This window comes from Thermopetrobacter sp. TC1 (assembly GCF_000746275.1).
In the GTDB taxonomy this organism is placed as follows: Bacteria; Pseudomonadota; Alphaproteobacteria; order Rhizobiales; family Aestuariivirgaceae; genus Thermopetrobacter.
In genome coordinates, this window is sequence record NZ_KN050828.1 from 58,680 (window position 1) to 73,786 (window position 15,107).

Below are 15,107 nucleotides of genomic sequence, written 5' to 3' on the forward strand. Positions count from 1 at the left end.
TGACACAGACGCGCGCCGCCTTGGCGGGCAGGAGCGCGCGGCGGGCCCATGCCGCAAGGATGGCTCTTTCGTGCCGATGTCTCTGCTCATTCCTCGACCACTAAAGAGAGGATGACGAATTCCTTCACGCGCCCGCCGGAGCGGATGGCGGCGCGTTCCGTGAGATCGTCACGCAGGTAGGCAAGGTTGCCGGCGCCTTCGAGATCCTTCAGCGACAGCGTGCGCAGGTAGGCATGCACATCCTCCTGAATGAGCGCGGCGAGCGCCGGAATGCCGCCAATTTCCACCGCTTCAACCCCTTCGCCCTTCCCTTCGCCTTCCTCTGCGGATGCGGCAGCCTTTTCTTCCTCCTTTCCGGCCTTTTCCTCTTCCGCGGTCTCTTCCTCATCGCCTGCGGGCTTTTCCTCGGCGAGGATGATCGCCCCCTCCAGCCGCACCCAGGCGCGGAAGGGCTTTCTTAAGTTCGTGGTGACGGGCTTTAGGCGCACAAGGGTGACATCGCCGCGGTAAATATCGGCAAGTCCGCGCTGAGGAGCATCATGCGCCTGTGACGGATTTTCCGCCCTGCCATGTTCGCCCGCATCGGCTGTCTTCGCTTCTTTCGCGTTTTCCGCCTGTTCCTTGCGGGCCAAAGCGGCCTTTGCCTTTTCCGCCTCGGCGAACTTGGGCGCCAGCATGAAGGCCAGCCCCGCACCGGCGCCGGCGGCGAACACGGCGGCGATGGCAAGGCCGATGATGAAGCCCTTGCCCCCTTGCGCTTTCGGTTGCTCCTTAAGTGTGTCGTTCTGCTCCTCGGCCATGGATCGGGCCCTTTGCGTTTTTTCTCTGTGCTGCGATCAGAACGGGTTGAACATGTCGATCAGCTGCTGGCCCCAGCCCGGCTGCTGCACCTCGGTGATGCGGCCGCGGCCGCCATAGGAGATGCGGGCCTCGGCAATCTTGTCATAGGAGACGGTGTTCTCCTGGGTGATGTCCTCGGGGCGCACGATGCCGGAGATGCGCAGCACGCGCAGCTCGTGATTGACCCGCACCTCCTGCTGACCGGAAATGACGAAGTTGCCATTGGGCAGCACGCGGATGATGGTGGCGGCGATGGCAAGCTTGATCTTTTCGGAGCGGGCAACGCCGCCCTTGCCCTTGAATTTCGAGCCGGTGCCGAGGCTGCCGGTGCCGGAGAGCGAGGATTTGGTCTCGAACTTCGGGGTATCGGTGGCCTCCGTACTGTAGGAAAAATCCATGCCCAGCTTGCCGTTCATGTCGGAGGATTTTTCGCGGCTGGTCATGTTGTCGAGCTTGGCCCAGTCGTCGATCTGGATGAGGACGGTGACGACATCGCCGGCATTGCGGGCGCGCTGATCATGAAACATGCTCTCCTTGCCCTCTGGCCACAGGGAATAGTGCGCCGGCTGCGGCTGCGGCTTGGGCGGTGCGACGACGGGACCGATGGAGGCCGTCATGCCGGTGCCGATGGGCGAGAGATCCGGCGCCTTTCCGATATCCTCGAGATTGGCGGTGCAGGCGGAAAGAAGAGCGCCCAGCGCCAGGGCGGCAAACGGTCTTATTCCGGCATTGATGGCACAATAAGGCATCAGTTGGTCCCTCCCGCTGCGGCCTGTCCGCCGCCGCTGCCTGTGAAGGCGCGGCCCGGCTGGCCAACGGCGCTTTCAGCCACGCGGCCGACGATGACATTGACAAGACGGCCGGCAATCTTGGGATCCATCTCCATGAGAATGGCGGAGGCCTTCTCCGGCTTCATGCCGGTGAGCAGGGCAACGGCGACGGCATATTCCATGTGACGGATCTGCTGGGCAGCGGCATCCGGCTCCATTTTCTCGTAGACCTTGAGCATGGAGGCGGTGACGCGGCGGGTGATGGCCTCACGCTTCTTCACCCATACCTCGAACTCGGCTCGCTTGCGTTCCAGCCGTTCGGTGAGCTCCACAAGGCGGCGCTCCATCTGCTCGATCTTCCGCTTCTGGCGGAGATAGCGGGCATCGCGGGCCTGATCGGCGATGTTGTAGCAATAGCGCTGATAGTCCTTGCGGATCTCCGCAGGCAACCGGGGAGGAAGGAGATGGTTCTTGCGCTTCTTTTCCTTTTCCTCTGCCGCTGCGGCCTTGTCTTTCGTCTTTTCCTTCGCGCCTTCAGCCTTGCCATGCTCTTGCGCCGGAGCGTCATGCGCACCCGCGCCCGCCGCCCAAACCGGGGCAGAAACGGGCAGCGCAAGGAATGAGGCCAGCGCCAGCACCGCCGGTATGCGCATGATGGATTTTCTGCCCTTGCCCAAGATCATCGCCGCCTCCCTATTGCACCACGAGCTCGGCCTGCAGGGCGCCCGCCGACTTGATGGCCTGCAGGATGGCAATGATGTCCTTGGGCTTGACGCCAAGACGGTTGAGCGCGGTAACCAGGCGCTCAAGGCTTGTGCCCTTCAGGATGGCGACATTGGCCTTCTTCTCCTGCGTGGCCACGAAGGTCTGGGGCAGGATTACCGTCTCGCCGTTGGAGAAGGGCGCGGGCTGGGAGGCAACAGGCAGCTCGGTGATTTTCACCGTGAGGTTGCCCTGGGTGACGGCCACGGTGGAGATGCGCACATTGTGCCCGATGACGACGGTGCCGGTGCGCTCATCGATGACAACGCGGGCGGGCGTATCCGGCTGCACCACGAGGTTGCCGATTTCGGCCAGCAGGCGGTTGACGCGGATGTTTTCGGGCCGCCTGACGAAAACCGCCCGCAGATCGCGCGCAGCGGCAATGGGGCGGCCAAAGCGCTTTCTCGCCCAGGCATTGATGGCGGCGGCGATGCGTTCGGCGGTATTGAAATCCGGATTGTTCAGGCTGAGCACGAGGACCTTCTTGTCATGAAAATCGCCTTTCAGCTCGCGCTCGATGATGGCGCCGTTGGGAATGCGCGCGGCGGTGGGCACGCCCTGCGTCACCTGCGCCGCCTGCCCCTGAGCATTGAAACCGGAGATGACAAGCTGGCCCTGGGCGACGGCATAGACCTTGCCGTCCGCGCCTTTCAGCGGCGTGAGCACCAGGGTGCCGCCCTGCAGGGAGGTGGCATCGCCGAGGGATGAGACGGTCACATCCACGCGCGTGCCCTTGAGCGCAAAGGGAGGCAGCGTGGCGGTGACCAGAACCGAAGCGACATTGCGGCTGCGCGAGGCGCCGCGGGCAAACTTGGCGCCGAGGCGCTCCAGCATGGCGCGCAGGGACTGTTCGGTAAAGGGCGAGCCGCGCATGGAATCACCGGTGCCATTAAGGCCGACGACGAGGCCATAGCCGATGAGCTGATTGTCGCGCACGCCGAGAACGGAGGTGATGTCCTTGATGCGCACCGCGGCCTGGAGATGCGCCGCCTGCAGGACAGACAGGGCCACCATGAGCGCCAGAACAAGCCTTCCTGCATGACGCTTGCACCCGGCACGTGCAAACGGGCGGGAAAGGATCCCGGAGGTACTGCCGCATCGGCTGGCGTATGTCTCTGTTCGCCTCATGGCTTCTTCACCAGAACGGTGCCGTCCGGCTGGGCGATGCCATAGACGGTGCGGCCAGAATCGACATTGCGCACGGCCACCAGCCGGCCGGCGGCGGCATCTTCCAGCGCCGTGGCCAGGGCGGTGATCTCAAGGCCACCCTCGCGGAAGATCAGACGCACGGTCTTGCCCTTGCGCACCACATAGGGCGCGGAAAGGGCGGCAGCGGGTATGGGCCGGTTGCGCACAAGCGTGCGCACGGCCATGCGGCCGATGATGGCGCGGGCATCATCGACGAAACCCGCCGCACGATCCCTGGGCCAGGGGCGGGTGCGCAGCATGGAGGCGTCGATCACCTGCCCCGGATAGATGGTGACGGCGGGAACGGGGAGCGGCGCATAGCGGCTTTCGCGACGGGAGAGGGAGGCGGTGCGGCGCGCCTGTTCGGCCTGCAGGGCCAGCTCCTCCACCGTGAGGGCGCGGGCCTGCGGGATGAGATCCGTTTTCATGCCGATCGCCGCAAGGAACGCAAGCGCAAGGACGGTGCCTGCCCCGGCAAGGGCCAGGCAAAGCCGTGTTTTTTTCCGTTCAGGCGTGCGCAGTTGGCGCGCATGTACCTTTCGGTTGGCACGATGGGCCCCGGCGGGAAGATAAGCGTATGTGCCTGCTGCCTTCATGGCACCTGTCCTGCCCTCATGGCACGTTCAAGGCCTTGAACCTCAAAGCGGCCTTCCGGCTTTGTCAGCGCCGCGAGACGGTGCTGAGCATCTCGTCCACGGCCTGAATGACCTTCGAGTTCATCTCATAGGCGCGCTGGGCGGTAATGAGCTCGGTGATCTCCTTGACGGCATCGACATTGGAGGATTCGAGAAAGCCCTGGCGCACCTGCCCGAAGCCCGGATCGCCCGGCGCCCCGACGACGGCGGTGCCGGAGGCTTCCGTTTCGCGGAAGAGATTGTCGCCGATGGGCTCCAGGCCGACGTCATTGGCGAACAAGGCGAGCGAAAGCCGGCCCAAAGGCTGCAGCTCGCGCTGATTGGGCATGCGAGCAAAGACCTGCCCGTCGGGATTGACGATGACGTCGATGGCATCCTGCGGAATGGTGATCGGCGGCAAGACCTGATAGCCGTCGATGGTGACGAGCTGGCCTTGCGCATTGCGGTTGAAGGCGCCGGAGCGGGTATAGAGCGTTTCGCCATCCGGGCCCTGAATGCGAAACCAGCCACGGCCGACCAGGGCAATGTCCAGCCGGTTTCCGGTATTGGCCAGCGAGCCCTGCTCGAAAAGCTTGCGAATAGCAGCGGTGCGCACGCCAAGGCCCAGGGCCTTGCCCTCCGGCACCACACCTTCGCCGCCGCGTGCCGCCGTGCCCGGCATGCGCTCGATCTGATAGAGGAGATCCGTGAACTCGGCACGGGCGCGCTTGAAACCGGTGGTGTTGATGTTGGCGATGTTGTTGGCGATGACCTCGACATTGAGCTGCTGGGCCAGCATGCCGGTCGCCGCGATAGCCAAAGCGCGCATGGATCACTCCTCTCTGATCGTCTCTTTTTTCGTTTTATGCGTCTCGCCTTGCTCCACAGGGGTATTCACATCCCACCGCACGACACTACGACACAACATTGCCATCTTCCTCGTCACCCCGGCGAAAGCCTTAGGTCTCGTGCCGCAAATGCATGCATGTATGGCCTGAGATACCGGCTTTCGCCGGTATGACGATATCTGTGTCGCGTAGTGTGGTCATCCACATTGGTTTGATCATCGAGTGTGTCATCAGATCTGCATGCGGCTGATTTCCTGCCAGGCGGCGATGAGCTTGTTGCGGATGGCCAGAGCCGTGGAGAGGGTGCGCTCCGCTTCCATGACCTTGTCCACCACCTGCTGGATGTTCGCCTCGCCGAGCATGGCCTGCATGGAGACCGTCTCGGCCGTCTGCAGGGTGTTGACGGCCCGATCGGCCGCGGCCTTGAGCGCGGCGGCGAAATCCGCCTGCCCTGCGGCGGAAACCTTTGCGGCCGGGCCGCTTCCCTGCGGTGGACGCAATTGCAGGCTGGGCGCCATGCCGCTCAATCCCGTCAGACCGCCGATGGATTCGATCATCGCTGTTCACTCCGACATCATCGTTCCTTCATCCGGCCGCGTCAGCCGCCGGCGCGCAAAAGATCGATGGTGAGCACCACGATCTGCTGCGCCTGACGCACCACCTGCAGGTTGGCCTGATAGATGCGCGCGGCATCCTTCAAATCGGCCATTTCGATCAGGGGATTGACATTGGGCATCTTGACGAAACCGCGCTCATCAGCAGCGGGATGACCGGGGTTGTATTCCAGGCGAAATGGCGAGGGATCGGTGCTGTAGCGGGCAATGCGCACCGTATCCACGCCCGCCTGCCTGTCGAGTTCGGCAACGAAGCTGATGGTCTTACGCCGGTAGGGATCGGCACCGGGGGTGGCGCCGGTGCTGCGGGCGTTGGCCAGGTTCTGCGCGGCCACCAGCATGCGCTCGGATTGGGCATGCAGCCCGGCGGCGGCCACCTTGATCGGTGCGAGAAGCGGATCTGCCGTCATCGTTTTCGCCCTTCATTCCTCATCTGCGGCGGCCGGTGCGGGCCATCGGTGCGTTGGCGCTGGCTTTTTTGCAATCAGAGGCCGTCTTTCAGCGCCTGCAGGACCATGCGGTGAAAGGTGCGCACAAGCGAGGTGTTCAGCCGATAGGCGCGCACGCTTTCCGCGCCCTTCATCAGCTCATCCTCCAGCGCCACGGTGTTGCCCGAATGGCTCTTGCGGGCATCAACGATCTCCCGTGTCTCCGGCCGCGCCGGCCCTTCCGCGCCCAGCAGGTTGAAATGCGCAGCATGCGTGCGCGCCATTTGCAGGCCCTCGTTTTCCAGCACCACGCGAAACGGCACCACTTCGCGGGCGCGATAGCCGGGGGTCGCGGCATTGGCGACGTTGGCCGCGATCACGCCCAGGCGCGCGGAAAGCCATGCGTTCTTCTGACTGGCCAGTGCGAAGAGATCCATGCCGCAGCTCCATGCCATGCTTCCTCGGCCGGCGAGGCAGCCAGAGCCACCACGCCACCATCCCATCGCGAAGCTATGGCCCGCGGCTTGTCCGAAACTTGCCAGAGAACGATCCCGGCTTCTGGAAAGGGACTTGGCCGGATCGGTGCATTGCCGCACCATGGGCATGCAGGCGGCCTGAAAACGGGACATGACGACATGGAATGGCGCAGCGCCGAGGAGAGGATTGCACAAACAGCGGAAGCGCGGTTGCGCATCGGCACTTCCGGCTGGGCGGGCACGGGCTGGCGCAAGCAGTTCTATCCGCCCTCGGTGCCGGAAGCCGAATGGCTTTCTCATTACGCCCGCCATTTCGCCATGGTGGAACTGACGGCCACCTGCTATCGCCTGCCGGAAGAGGAAACGGTGCTGCGCTGGCGCGAGGCCGTGCCGGACAGCTTTCGTTTTGCCGTGCGGGCGCCGCATCGCATCTGTCGTCGCAAGCGGCTGCGCAACTGCGCGAAGGATGTGCAGGCCTTCATTGAGCGCATTGCGCTGCTTGATGATCGCCTGGGCCCGGTGATCTGGCAGCTTCCGCCCACCTTCAAACGCGACGAAGAGGCGCTCGCCGCATTCCTGCCGCTTCTGCCGCGGGAGATGACGCACGTGCTCGAGTTTCGGCACGCCAGCTGGCATTCGGCGGGCGTGCGGGCGCTGCTAAACGCCCACGACTGTGCGCTTGCCTTTCACGATCATGAAGGCCGACGCGCCCCCTGGTGGGAGACGGGGCCGGTGTTCTTCTTCCGCCTGAATGGCATGCAGGCGCAAAGGCGCTGTTATGGCCTTGTCGGCCTTAAAGATTTCGTTGCAGAGATCGAACGGGCGCTTGACGATGCGGGGCGGGAGGTTTTCGTCTGTTTCGGCGATGATGCGGAAGGCTGCGCGGTGCGCGATGCCTCGCTGCTGCAACATCTCTTCGGTCAGCGCCCGGCCCTGCCGGAAGCCATTGCAACGGCTGCGGAGGAAAAGACGCCGATCGCCATCACGCATGGCACGGAATCATGACCATTCTTTCCGGCGATTTCGCGCTGGCCAGCAAGGGCAGAAACACCTCGGGGATTTCGCAGGCGACCAAGCAACATGATGAAATATTCTAACCCTGTAGATTTCATATTGCTTTTTCTGAATATGCAAAATAAATAAAATTGCGTGGCTTCATGACAAAAAAGTACTGGCACAGCCATGATACAGAGCAATGTCTATATAGATGAATCCAGTCAGAATGCTCACAGATACTTGGGATTGGCCGGACTTATTATTGACACATCATGCCAGGATCAATTCAGAAAAATTATACAGAATGCCAGGCTCCCTGAACTCCCTGAAGGAGAATTAAAATGGACGAAAGTATCCAAAACAAAACTGCCAGCTTATAGAAGAGTTGTCTCAGCCTTCTTCAATACAAAATCCACGATTATTCCTGCAGAATTTCATAGCCTTATCATAGACTGTTCAAAATTGAATGATGAAAAATATAACAAAGGTTCAAGAGAAATAGGATTCAATAAAGAAATATATCAAACATGTATGAAATTTTGTAGAATATATCGTAATCGTGTATTTAATGTGTATCTGGATGAAAGAACCACCAAATCCAGAACAGAAGATATGAGAATTATATTGAATAGGGGTGCGGCAAAGTACCTAGATAGAACTGACTATCCATTCCGTCGACTGCACTTCAGAAAATCACATGAAGCGCCAGAGCTTCAAATCGTTGACGTTTTGCTGGGTGCAATCATGTATAAACTCAATGGTCATTATGATACATTTGATGCCTCTCCCGCCAAAAAAGAATTATCAGATTACATAATGGAACTGGCAGGCATAGAAGATGTTTTCAGGGATACTTCTGTAACAGGAAAATTCACTATCTGGCATAGGAGACTTAAAAAATAAAATCCTGCCGCCCTAGATGGCGAATTGCCATCACCGCCTTAGGGCGGGTCTGCTGCCGGGGCAGCAGCTTCGGGCGACAGGAGTCATCTTCAATATAGATGTCCTATGTGGACAGTCAAGCTCCTGCATCCACACGAAAACTCGCTTTAAGGCGAATTTCCGCGCCCCACCGCACCGCGCCTTCGCTTGAGCCACCCGACATAAAACACCAAAACAGGGTACTTGAGCGCGAACGCGAAGCGGTTTTGGGGATATTCGGTTAGGCTCCTTGTCAGTAGCGGTACCAGTCCGGCTTGTAGGGGCCTTCGACAGGCACGCCGATGTATTCCGCCTGTTCCGGCGTCAGCTTGGTGAGCTTGGCGCCGAGTTTCGGCAGATGCAGGCGCGCCACCTTTTCATCGAGGATCTTGGGCAGGACGTAGACGCGGTTTTCATAGTTCTCGCCGCGGGTCCACAGCTCGATCTGCGCCAGCGTCTGATTGGTGAAGCTTGCCGACATCACAAAGCTGGGATGCCCGGTGGCGTTGCCCAGGTTCACCAGACGGCCCTCGGAGAGCAGCACGATGCGCTTGCCGTCCGGAAACTCGACGAGATCCACCTGCGGCTTGACGTTGATCCACTTGAAGTTCCGTAAAGCGGCAACATCGATCTCGTTGTCGAAGTGGCCGATGTTGCACAGGATGGCCATGTGCTTCATCTTGCGGATGTGATCCAGCGTGACCACATCCTTGTTGCCGGTGGCGGTGACCACGATGTCCGCCTCGTGGATGCGGTCCTCCAATGTGACGACCTCAAAGCCGTCCATGCAGGCCTGCAGGGCGCAGATGGGGTCCACCTCCGTGACCATCACCCGCGCGCCGTTGCCGGCCAGCGACTGGGCCGAGCCCTTGCCCACATCGCCGTAGCCACAGACGATGGCCACCTTGCCGGCGATCATCACGTCCGTGCCGCGGCGAATGCCGTCCACCAGCGATTCGCGGCAGCCATACTTGTTGTCGAACTTGGACTTGGTGACGGAATCGTTGACGTTGAAGGCGGGAAACGGCAGCTCGCCCTTCTTCTCCAGTTCGTAGAGACGATGCACGCCGGTGGTCGTCTCCTCGGAGACACCGCGGATGTTGGCCTTCACCTTTGAATACCAGCCGGGATTTTTCTCCAGGCGGCGGCGGATGGTGGCGAAGAGGGCCTCTTCCTCGTCATTCTTGGGGTTCTCGATGACGGAGGGATCCTTTTCCGCCTTGGCGCCGAGCAGAACGAGCAGGGTGGCATCGCCGCCATCATCGAGGATCATGTTGGCGGTCTCGCCATTGCCCCAGTCGAAGATGCGATCGACGTAATCCCAGTATTCCTCCAGCGTCTCGCCCTTTTTCGCAAAGACGGGCACGCCGCGGGCGGCAATGGCAGCGGCGGCATGATCCTGCGTGGAGAAGATGTTGCAGGAGGCCCAGCGCACTTCCGCGCCCAGTTCCAGCAGGGTCTCGATGAGCACGGCGGTCTGGATGGTCATGTGCAGACAGCCGGCGATGCGGGCCCCTTTCAGCGGCTTCTTGGGCCCGAACTCCTCGCGGCAGGCCATGAGGCCGGGCATCTCCTCTTCGGCCATCTCGATTTCCTTCCTGCCCCAGTCGGCCAGGGAGATGTCGGCAACGACGTAATCCTGCGTCTCACTCATGGGAATCTCTCTTGCTGTTGATAGGTCCTGTTTGCTCCTGTCCCGTCGTATCGGCATAAACCGCATCCCGCACGCCATGCTCAATGAAGCCTGCGGATCAAGACGGCGGCTATCGCCGGGAATGACGGGTTCGCTTCTGTTGCGCGCAGCTATAGCAGCGGCGGCGGCATGGAGCAAGGCGATATAAAGGAATCGTTATATCTGCCCCAAGCCATGAGGATATTTGCAGGCGTGTAAGGGGGGCAAGCCTTCTCGATCGTGGCGGAAACATCCTGCAAGCGAATGCTGCAGCCTTTGAAACGGCCCGTATTGTGCAAGATGCGTATGGCATAAACAGATAATGAAAAGCAAAAATGCATATTCCCATGTAATGACAAAACATAAATCGAAGCTTTGCAGATAGCAATCAATGACTAAATAGCAAAAATTTCAGAAATTATATAATCATTTCTTTCTTGTTTTGCAGTTGTTCTTGATTACTTAAAATTTTAGTTAAATTTTATGCAAATTTTAATTGATTATGGTTAACATTTACTGAAAAATTGTTTAAAGTTTTCTCCCCAATCCAAGGTTGCCATTTATCCAGAAGGGAGAGGGACTATGCATATTCATATTCCGGAAACAGGATCATCATACGCCCGCAGCAAGGTTCTGGTGATTGGCGATGATACGCGCTCGTTTCTGGCTTCGGTGCGTGCTTTGCATGCGCATGGATGCACGGTGGACGCCCTGCCGTTCAATCCGGCCGCACCTGCCTTGAGCTCGCGCGCCATACGCCGAGTCTGGTCCATAAAGCCGCCAGCAGGGCGCATGCGGGAATGGGCGAAAGAGCTTGCCGATCTGATCAGGCGCGAGAGCTATGATTTCATCCTGCCCTGTTGCGAACGATCGCTGATTCCCATCATGGAAAACCAAGCGCTCTTTTCCGGCTTCACCATCGTCTTCGCCGGAGAAAAGGCCCTGAAAGCCAGCCTCGATAAGGCGGCATTCCATGATTTGGCGCAACGGCTGGGGCTGCCGGTGGCGCCCGGGCGCTTGCTCAATCTGCCTCATGAAACGGCGGAAAATCTCATGGCTGAATTCGGGCTGCCGCTTGTTGTTCGCGAAACGGCATCCTACGCGCCTGAGCGACTTGATGAACGCGGGCAGACGCACATCCTGCGCACGCGGGAGGATCTTGAGCGGTTCATTGCTCAGGCCGATGCCCATCGGCGCTGGCACATTTGCGCCTTTTTCCCGGCGCCGGGCACGGGAGACGGGCAAGGCATGGGCATTTCCGTGCTTGCCGATCACGGGGAGGTGCTCGTGGCCTTTCAGCATGGCCGCGCCCTGGAGCCCAAAAACGGCGGCGGCAGCTCCGTTCGGGTGTCCGAGCCGCTTGATCCTCAGCTGCTCGAAGGCGTGCGCAAGCTGTGCGCCGCGCTTGAACTTCATGGCATTGCCATGTTCGAGCTGCGTCGCAACCGGAAAACGGGAGAAGCCATTTTCATTGAACTGAATGCCCGCCCCTGGGGCTCGCTGCCGCTGGCCATACGCGCCGGAGTGAACTTCCCGGTTTTGCTCCATGACCTGATGGTGCATGGCAAGCGGCCCGAACAGCCCGCTTATGATGCAGGCGTTGTCATGCGCAACTTGATCCTGAATGCCTATGACCTGTTCTTCCGCTCCGGTCTGCCCATCAGAAAAAGACTATTCGAAGGGCTTCATCTCGGCGGCGAGGTGATCATGGCGCTGAGCGGGCGGCATGGGACGGCTGCGGGCTTTGATACCTTCGAACATGGCGACATGCGCCCCGCCTTACGTGAATTCACCGCCATGTGGCATGTGCTTATGCAGAAAGGACTTGCCAGGTTGGGCCGCAAGAGAACGCCTGTGCCTGCGCCTACGCCGGCGCTCACGGCTGGAGAAAACACGGCCGCTCAGAGAGCACAGGAAGCGTCATCGCATGGACGATGAAAGCGGCATGGTTCTTGCGTTTGCGAAAGTCCGATGGGATGCAGACCTTGATGCCAGCGTTTCGCCATGAGCTTTCAAGCGGGCGGATGGGGCCATGCGCAAACGCATAAACGCGCTGTTTTCCGGAATGGACCTGCGAGGTGTCATCGCCACATTGGCGATGCGCTTCGCCGGAGCCGGCGTGGGGTTTTTCGGCCATGTGGCCTATGCGCGTCTGCTCGGGCAGACGCATTATGGCCTGTATGCCGGGCTTTGGGCCTGGGTTGTGCTTCTGGGCATGCTGGCACCATTAGGACTGGCCATGGCCAATACCCGTCTGGCCGCGCAATTCCTGGAAAAGAAACAGGCGGGGCATCTGAAGGGGCTGTTCTCCTTCGCCGTTCTCATGCCGCTCATCTCCGGCGCCATTTTTGGCGCGGCATTCGCGGCATTCGAATTCGCCACCATGCAAGCGGATGCTCCTGTCAACATGACAGTCGCCCTTGTTCTTGCTGCTGTCAGCATCCCGCTTTTTGCGCTGGGGGAGAGCATGCGCGGCTTTGCCCGCGGGCATGGGCTCACCCTGCTGGCCTATGCGCCGGCCTTTCTCTGGCGCCCCTTGCTGATTCTGGTCTTTGCGCTGGTGGCTTTCGCTTATTTGGGGCAGGCCACGGTCAATGTCCTCATGGCGGCCTCGTTGCTGACCCTGGTTGCGACCGTATTGGTTCAGGCCGGCTTGCTTCGCCGGCATCTGGATCTGCCCGCGCGGCTGCCTGCCGTGAGAACACCCGGGGCCTGGCTTGGCATCGCCCTGCCTCTTCTGCTCATGGACGGTTATTTCATTCTCGCCGCAAATACCGACGTTATCGTGCTGCGCCATTTCGCACCGGCGGAAGATGTGGGCGCCTATTATGCCGCCACGCGCATTGCCGCGCTGGTGAATTTTTTTCCGCTGATGATCGGGGCGCAAGCGGCGCCGCAAATGGCTCGTTTGTGGACGCGCGGGGAGCGGGAGCTCCTCATCCGTATTGGCCGGCGCTATGCATGGCTTGCGTTTTTGGGCACCGCCACAGCGTTCACAGGCCTTGTTTGGCTGGGCGATATCGCCCTTGCATTGTTCGGACGCGGATTTGCCGTGGCGCGTCCCGCCATGCTGATTCTCGCCGGCGGCATCGCATTGCAGGCCTTAAGCGGCCCCGTGCGCTATTTGCTCGCCATGTGCGGGCAGGAGCGGGCCATGGCGATGGTGATGTCTGGTGCTGCCATCCTCAATGTGGCCCTGAACCTGGTGCTCATCCCTGCGTTCGGCATGCTGGGTGCTGCAGGCGCAACCACGCTTTCCAATCTGGCGCTGGCGGCGGCTTTGGCTTGTCTCGCCTGGCGACGGCTGAAGATCTGGGTGGGCGTGGGTCCACCGATGTGATCAACGGGTGCGTGAGAGAAAGTCCGGCACTTCAAGAGGCTCGTTGATGATCACAATGGCATCGAAAAAATCGAAAAAGACGTGACGTCTGTCAAAGAAGGGAACAGCGACTGAGCCCGGCTCTGCCCATTCGCGCCAAAATGCCATGCAAAGGGAAAAACCGGCGAAGCGGCCTTGCGCTTGGGCTTCAGCTGGGGCACCTTCGGGCCGCATTCAGATGAGAACGGATCGTTTGCCATGACCGCCGAGATCACCTCTTCCCGTTCTGACCTCACGCCAAGACAGATTGTCGAAGCGCTCGACCGTCATATCGTCGGGCAGAAGGAGGCCAAGAAGGCCGTGGCCATCGCCCTGCGCAACCGTTGGCGGCGCAAGCGGCTGAAGCCGCCGCTCAAAGATGAGGTGATGCCCAAGAACATCCTGATGATCGGCCCCACCGGCGTGGGCAAGACCGAGATCGCCCGGCGGCTGGCGGCGCTGGCGGGTGCGCCTTTTCTGAAGGTGGAGGCGACGCGGTTCACCGAGGTGGGTTATGTCGGCCGTGACGTGGAGCAGATCGTGCGCGATCTCATGGAGGCCGGCATTGCCATGGTGCGGGAGAGAAAACGCGCCGAAGTGCGGGAGAAGGCGCATCTGGCCGCGGAAGAGCGGGTGCTGGACGCCCTGGTGGGCCCCAATGCCAGTTTGTCCACCCGTGAGGCCTTTCGCGAGAAACTGCGCAAGGGGCTGCTTGATGACAAGGAGATCGAGATCGACGTGGCCGATACCGGCCCCAGCCTGCCGATGATGGACATTCCCGGCATGCCGGGCGCGAGCATGGGCGTGGTCAACATCGGCGACATTCTCGGCAAGGCCTTCGGGCCGCGCACGCGGCGCCGGAAAATGACCGTGCGCGAATCCTATGATGTTCTCATCGCCGAGGAGAGCGACAAGCTGCTGGATGAGGAGAGCATCGTCTCGGAGGCGCGGCGCCTGGTGGAGAACGAGGGCATCGTCTTTCTCGACGAGATCGACAAGATCTGTGCGCGGGCGGAGGCCGGCGTGCGCGGCGGGGATGTTTCGCGCGAGGGCGTGCAGCGTGATCTTTTGCCGCTGATCGAAGGTACGACGGTGAGCACACGGCACGGGCCGGTGAAGACCGATCACATCCTGTTCATCGCGTCCGGCGCCTTTCATGTGGCGCGGCCGTCGGATCTCCTGCCGGAGTTGCAGGGGCGGCTGCCCATCCGCGTGGAGCTCTCGGCGCTGACGGAAGAAGATTTCAAGCGCATTCTCACCGAGCCGGAGGCCTCGCTGGTGAAGCAATACGTGGCGCTGATGGAAACGGAAGGGGTCACGCTCGACTTCACCGAGGACGGCATTGCTGCCATCGCCCGCATCGCCGCGCGCATCAACGACACGGTGGAAAACATCGGCGCCCGGCGGCTGCAGACGGTGATGGAACGGGTGCTTGAGGAAATCAGCTTCGAGGCGCCGGATGCGGCGGGCGCGACCATCACCGTGAATGCCGCTTATGTTGAGGAGCGCATTGGCGACCTCGCCGAGGATGCCGATCTGAGCCGGTATATTCTTTAAAGGGCTCTCAGACGGGCGGGTGGCTTTCAGTCTGCGCCCCTGCAGGCCCGCAAAAGCCGGGAG

The 15,107-nt window shown here is 60.7% G+C and carries 16 protein-coding genes; 5 read left to right on the forward strand and 11 right to left on the reverse strand.

The genetic code is table 11. The features are described 5' to 3' along the window. Positions 1–86: 86 nt before the first annotated feature. From EK16_RS04040 to EK16_RS04080, 9 genes are all read right to left on the reverse strand, one after another. The gene (locus EK16_RS04040) at positions 87–800 is read right to left on the reverse strand and encodes a flagellar basal body-associated FliL family protein (RefSeq protein ID WP_038034904.1); all 714 of its coding nucleotides are present in this window, start codon (positions 798–800) and stop codon (positions 87–89) included. A gap of 36 nt (positions 801–836) precedes the next feature. Next, positions 837–1,589, reverse strand: a complete 753-nt coding sequence (gene flgH, locus EK16_RS04045; protein WP_051928911.1) for a flagellar basal body L-ring protein FlgH — start codon at positions 1,587–1,589, stop codon at positions 837–839. After that, positions 1,589–2,293, reverse strand: coding sequence for a MotE family protein (locus tag EK16_RS11400; protein WP_051928912.1), 705 nt, complete (start codon positions 2,291–2,293; stop codon positions 1,589–1,591). Before EK16_RS11400 ends, flgH begins: the two co-directional genes overlap by 1 nt. 10 nt (positions 2,294–2,303) lie before the next feature. Beyond that, positions 2,304–3,386: a flagellar basal body P-ring protein FlgI gene (locus EK16_RS04055; protein WP_038034905.1), complete on the reverse strand. Its 1,083-nt coding sequence runs from the start codon at positions 3,384–3,386 to the stop codon at positions 2,304–2,306. A gap of 110 nt (positions 3,387–3,496) precedes the next feature. After that, positions 3,497–3,988 carry a flagellar basal body P-ring formation chaperone FlgA gene (gene flgA, locus EK16_RS04060; protein WP_038035844.1) on the reverse strand — a complete coding sequence of 164 codons (492 nt, stop codon included), beginning with the start codon at positions 3,986–3,988 and terminating at the stop codon, positions 3,497–3,499. Between the two features lie 232 nt (positions 3,989–4,220). Continuing rightward, positions 4,221–5,003, reverse strand: a complete 783-nt coding sequence (gene flgG / locus EK16_RS04065) for a flagellar basal-body rod protein FlgG (RefSeq protein ID WP_038034906.1) — start codon at positions 5,001–5,003, stop codon at positions 4,221–4,223. Positions 5,004–5,252: 249 nt separating this feature from the next. Next, entirely contained in the window at positions 5,253–5,579 is a 327-nt protein-coding gene (locus EK16_RS04070) for a flagellar hook-basal body complex protein FliE (RefSeq protein WP_038034907.1), read from the reverse strand. A 41-nt stretch (positions 5,580–5,620) separates the two neighbouring features. After that, positions 5,621–6,046: a flagellar basal body rod protein FlgC gene (flgC, locus tag EK16_RS04075; RefSeq protein ID WP_038034908.1), complete on the reverse strand. Its 426-nt coding sequence runs from the start codon at positions 6,044–6,046 to the stop codon at positions 5,621–5,623. A 74-nt stretch (positions 6,047–6,120) separates the two neighbouring features. Further along, positions 6,121–6,501 carry a flagellar basal body protein gene (locus EK16_RS04080; protein WP_038034909.1) on the reverse strand — a complete coding sequence of 127 codons (381 nt, stop codon included), beginning with the start codon at positions 6,499–6,501 and terminating at the stop codon, positions 6,121–6,123. A gap of 198 nt (positions 6,502–6,699) precedes the next feature. On the opposite strand from EK16_RS04080, the gene EK16_RS04085 reads away from it, so the two are divergent. After that, positions 6,700–7,545: a DUF72 domain-containing protein gene (locus tag EK16_RS04085; protein WP_051928914.1), complete on the forward strand. Its 846-nt coding sequence runs from the start codon at positions 6,700–6,702 to the stop codon at positions 7,543–7,545. Positions 7,546–7,722: 177 nt separating this feature from the next. Beyond that, positions 7,723–8,439, forward strand: a complete 717-nt coding sequence (locus EK16_RS11850; RefSeq protein WP_081910247.1) for a DUF3800 domain-containing protein — start codon at positions 7,723–7,725, stop codon at positions 8,437–8,439. Between the two features lie 271 nt (positions 8,440–8,710). On the opposite strand, the gene ahcY is transcribed toward EK16_RS11850, so the two are convergent. Then, complete coding sequence (gene ahcY / locus EK16_RS04090) at positions 8,711–10,111, reverse strand: adenosylhomocysteinase (protein WP_038034910.1); 1,401 nt, start codon at positions 10,109–10,111, stop codon at positions 8,711–8,713. 600 nt (positions 10,112–10,711) lie between these two features. Between ahcY and EK16_RS11405 the strand changes: the two genes are divergently transcribed. Together EK16_RS11405 and EK16_RS04100 are read left to right on the forward strand one after the other, a co-directional pair. Next, positions 10,712–12,067, forward strand: coding sequence for a carboxylate--amine ligase (locus tag EK16_RS11405; RefSeq protein WP_051928915.1), 1,356 nt, complete (start codon positions 10,712–10,714; stop codon positions 12,065–12,067). A gap of 94 nt (positions 12,068–12,161) precedes the next feature. Beyond that, positions 12,162–13,469: an oligosaccharide flippase family protein gene (locus EK16_RS04100; protein ID WP_038034911.1), complete on the forward strand. Its 1,308-nt coding sequence runs from the start codon at positions 12,162–12,164 to the stop codon at positions 13,467–13,469. A gap of 50 nt (positions 13,470–13,519) precedes the next feature. Here EK16_RS04100 and EK16_RS12175 read toward each other — a convergent pair whose 3' ends face one another. Then, positions 13,520–13,708: a hypothetical protein gene (locus tag EK16_RS12175; RefSeq protein WP_156098476.1), complete on the reverse strand. Its 189-nt coding sequence runs from the start codon at positions 13,706–13,708 to the stop codon at positions 13,520–13,522. Between EK16_RS12175 and hslU the strand changes: the two genes are divergently transcribed. Continuing rightward, positions 13,707–15,044, forward strand: a complete 1,338-nt coding sequence (gene hslU / locus EK16_RS04105) for an ATP-dependent protease ATPase subunit HslU (protein WP_038035847.1) — start codon at positions 13,707–13,709, stop codon at positions 15,042–15,044. The two genes, EK16_RS12175 and hslU, sit on opposite strands and share 2 nt — an antisense overlap. Positions 15,045–15,107: the final 63 nt, after the last annotated feature.

Coding starts and splice junctions, on each gene's coding strand:
- EK16_RS04040 (WP_038034904.1), bottom strand. CDS start 800: ATGGCCGAGGAGCAGAACGACACACTTAAGGAGCAACCGAAAGCGCAA.
- flgH (WP_051928911.1), bottom strand. CDS start 1,589: ATGCCTTATTGTGCCATCAATGCCGGAATAAGACCGTTTGCCGCCCTG.
- EK16_RS11400 (WP_051928912.1), bottom strand. CDS start 2,293: ATGATCTTGGGCAAGGGCAGAAAATCCATCATGCGCATACCGGCGGTG.
- EK16_RS04055 (WP_038034905.1), bottom strand. CDS start 3,386: ATGGTGGCCCTGTCTGTCCTGCAGGCGGCGCATCTCCAGGCCGCGGTG.
- flgA (WP_038035844.1), bottom strand. CDS start 3,988: ATGAAAACGGATCTCATCCCGCAGGCCCGCGCCCTCACGGTGGAGGAG.
- flgG (WP_038034906.1), bottom strand. CDS start 5,003: ATGCGCGCTTTGGCTATCGCGGCGACCGGCATGCTGGCCCAGCAGCTC.
- EK16_RS04070 (WP_038034907.1), bottom strand. CDS start 5,579: ATGATCGAATCCATCGGCGGTCTGACGGGATTGAGCGGCATGGCGCCC.
- flgC (WP_038034908.1), bottom strand. CDS start 6,046: ATGACGGCAGATCCGCTTCTCGCACCGATCAAGGTGGCCGCCGCCGGG.
- EK16_RS04080 (WP_038034909.1), bottom strand. CDS start 6,501: ATGGATCTCTTCGCACTGGCCAGTCAGAAGAACGCATGGCTTTCCGCG.
- EK16_RS04085 (WP_051928914.1), top strand. CDS start 6,700: ATGGAATGGCGCAGCGCCGAGGAGAGGATTGCACAAACAGCGGAAGCG.
- EK16_RS11850 (WP_081910247.1), top strand. CDS start 7,723: ATGATACAGAGCAATGTCTATATAGATGAATCCAGTCAGAATGCTCAC.
- ahcY (WP_038034910.1), bottom strand. CDS start 10,111: ATGAGTGAGACGCAGGATTACGTCGTTGCCGACATCTCCCTGGCCGAC.
- EK16_RS11405 (WP_051928915.1), top strand. CDS start 10,712: ATGCATATTCATATTCCGGAAACAGGATCATCATACGCCCGCAGCAAG.
- EK16_RS04100 (WP_038034911.1), top strand. CDS start 12,162: ATGCGCAAACGCATAAACGCGCTGTTTTCCGGAATGGACCTGCGAGGT.
- hslU (WP_038035847.1), top strand. CDS start 13,707: ATGACCGCCGAGATCACCTCTTCCCGTTCTGACCTCACGCCAAGACAG.
- EK16_RS12175 (WP_156098476.1), bottom strand. CDS start 13,708: ATGGCAAACGATCCGTTCTCATCTGAATGCGGCCCGAAGGTGCCCCAG.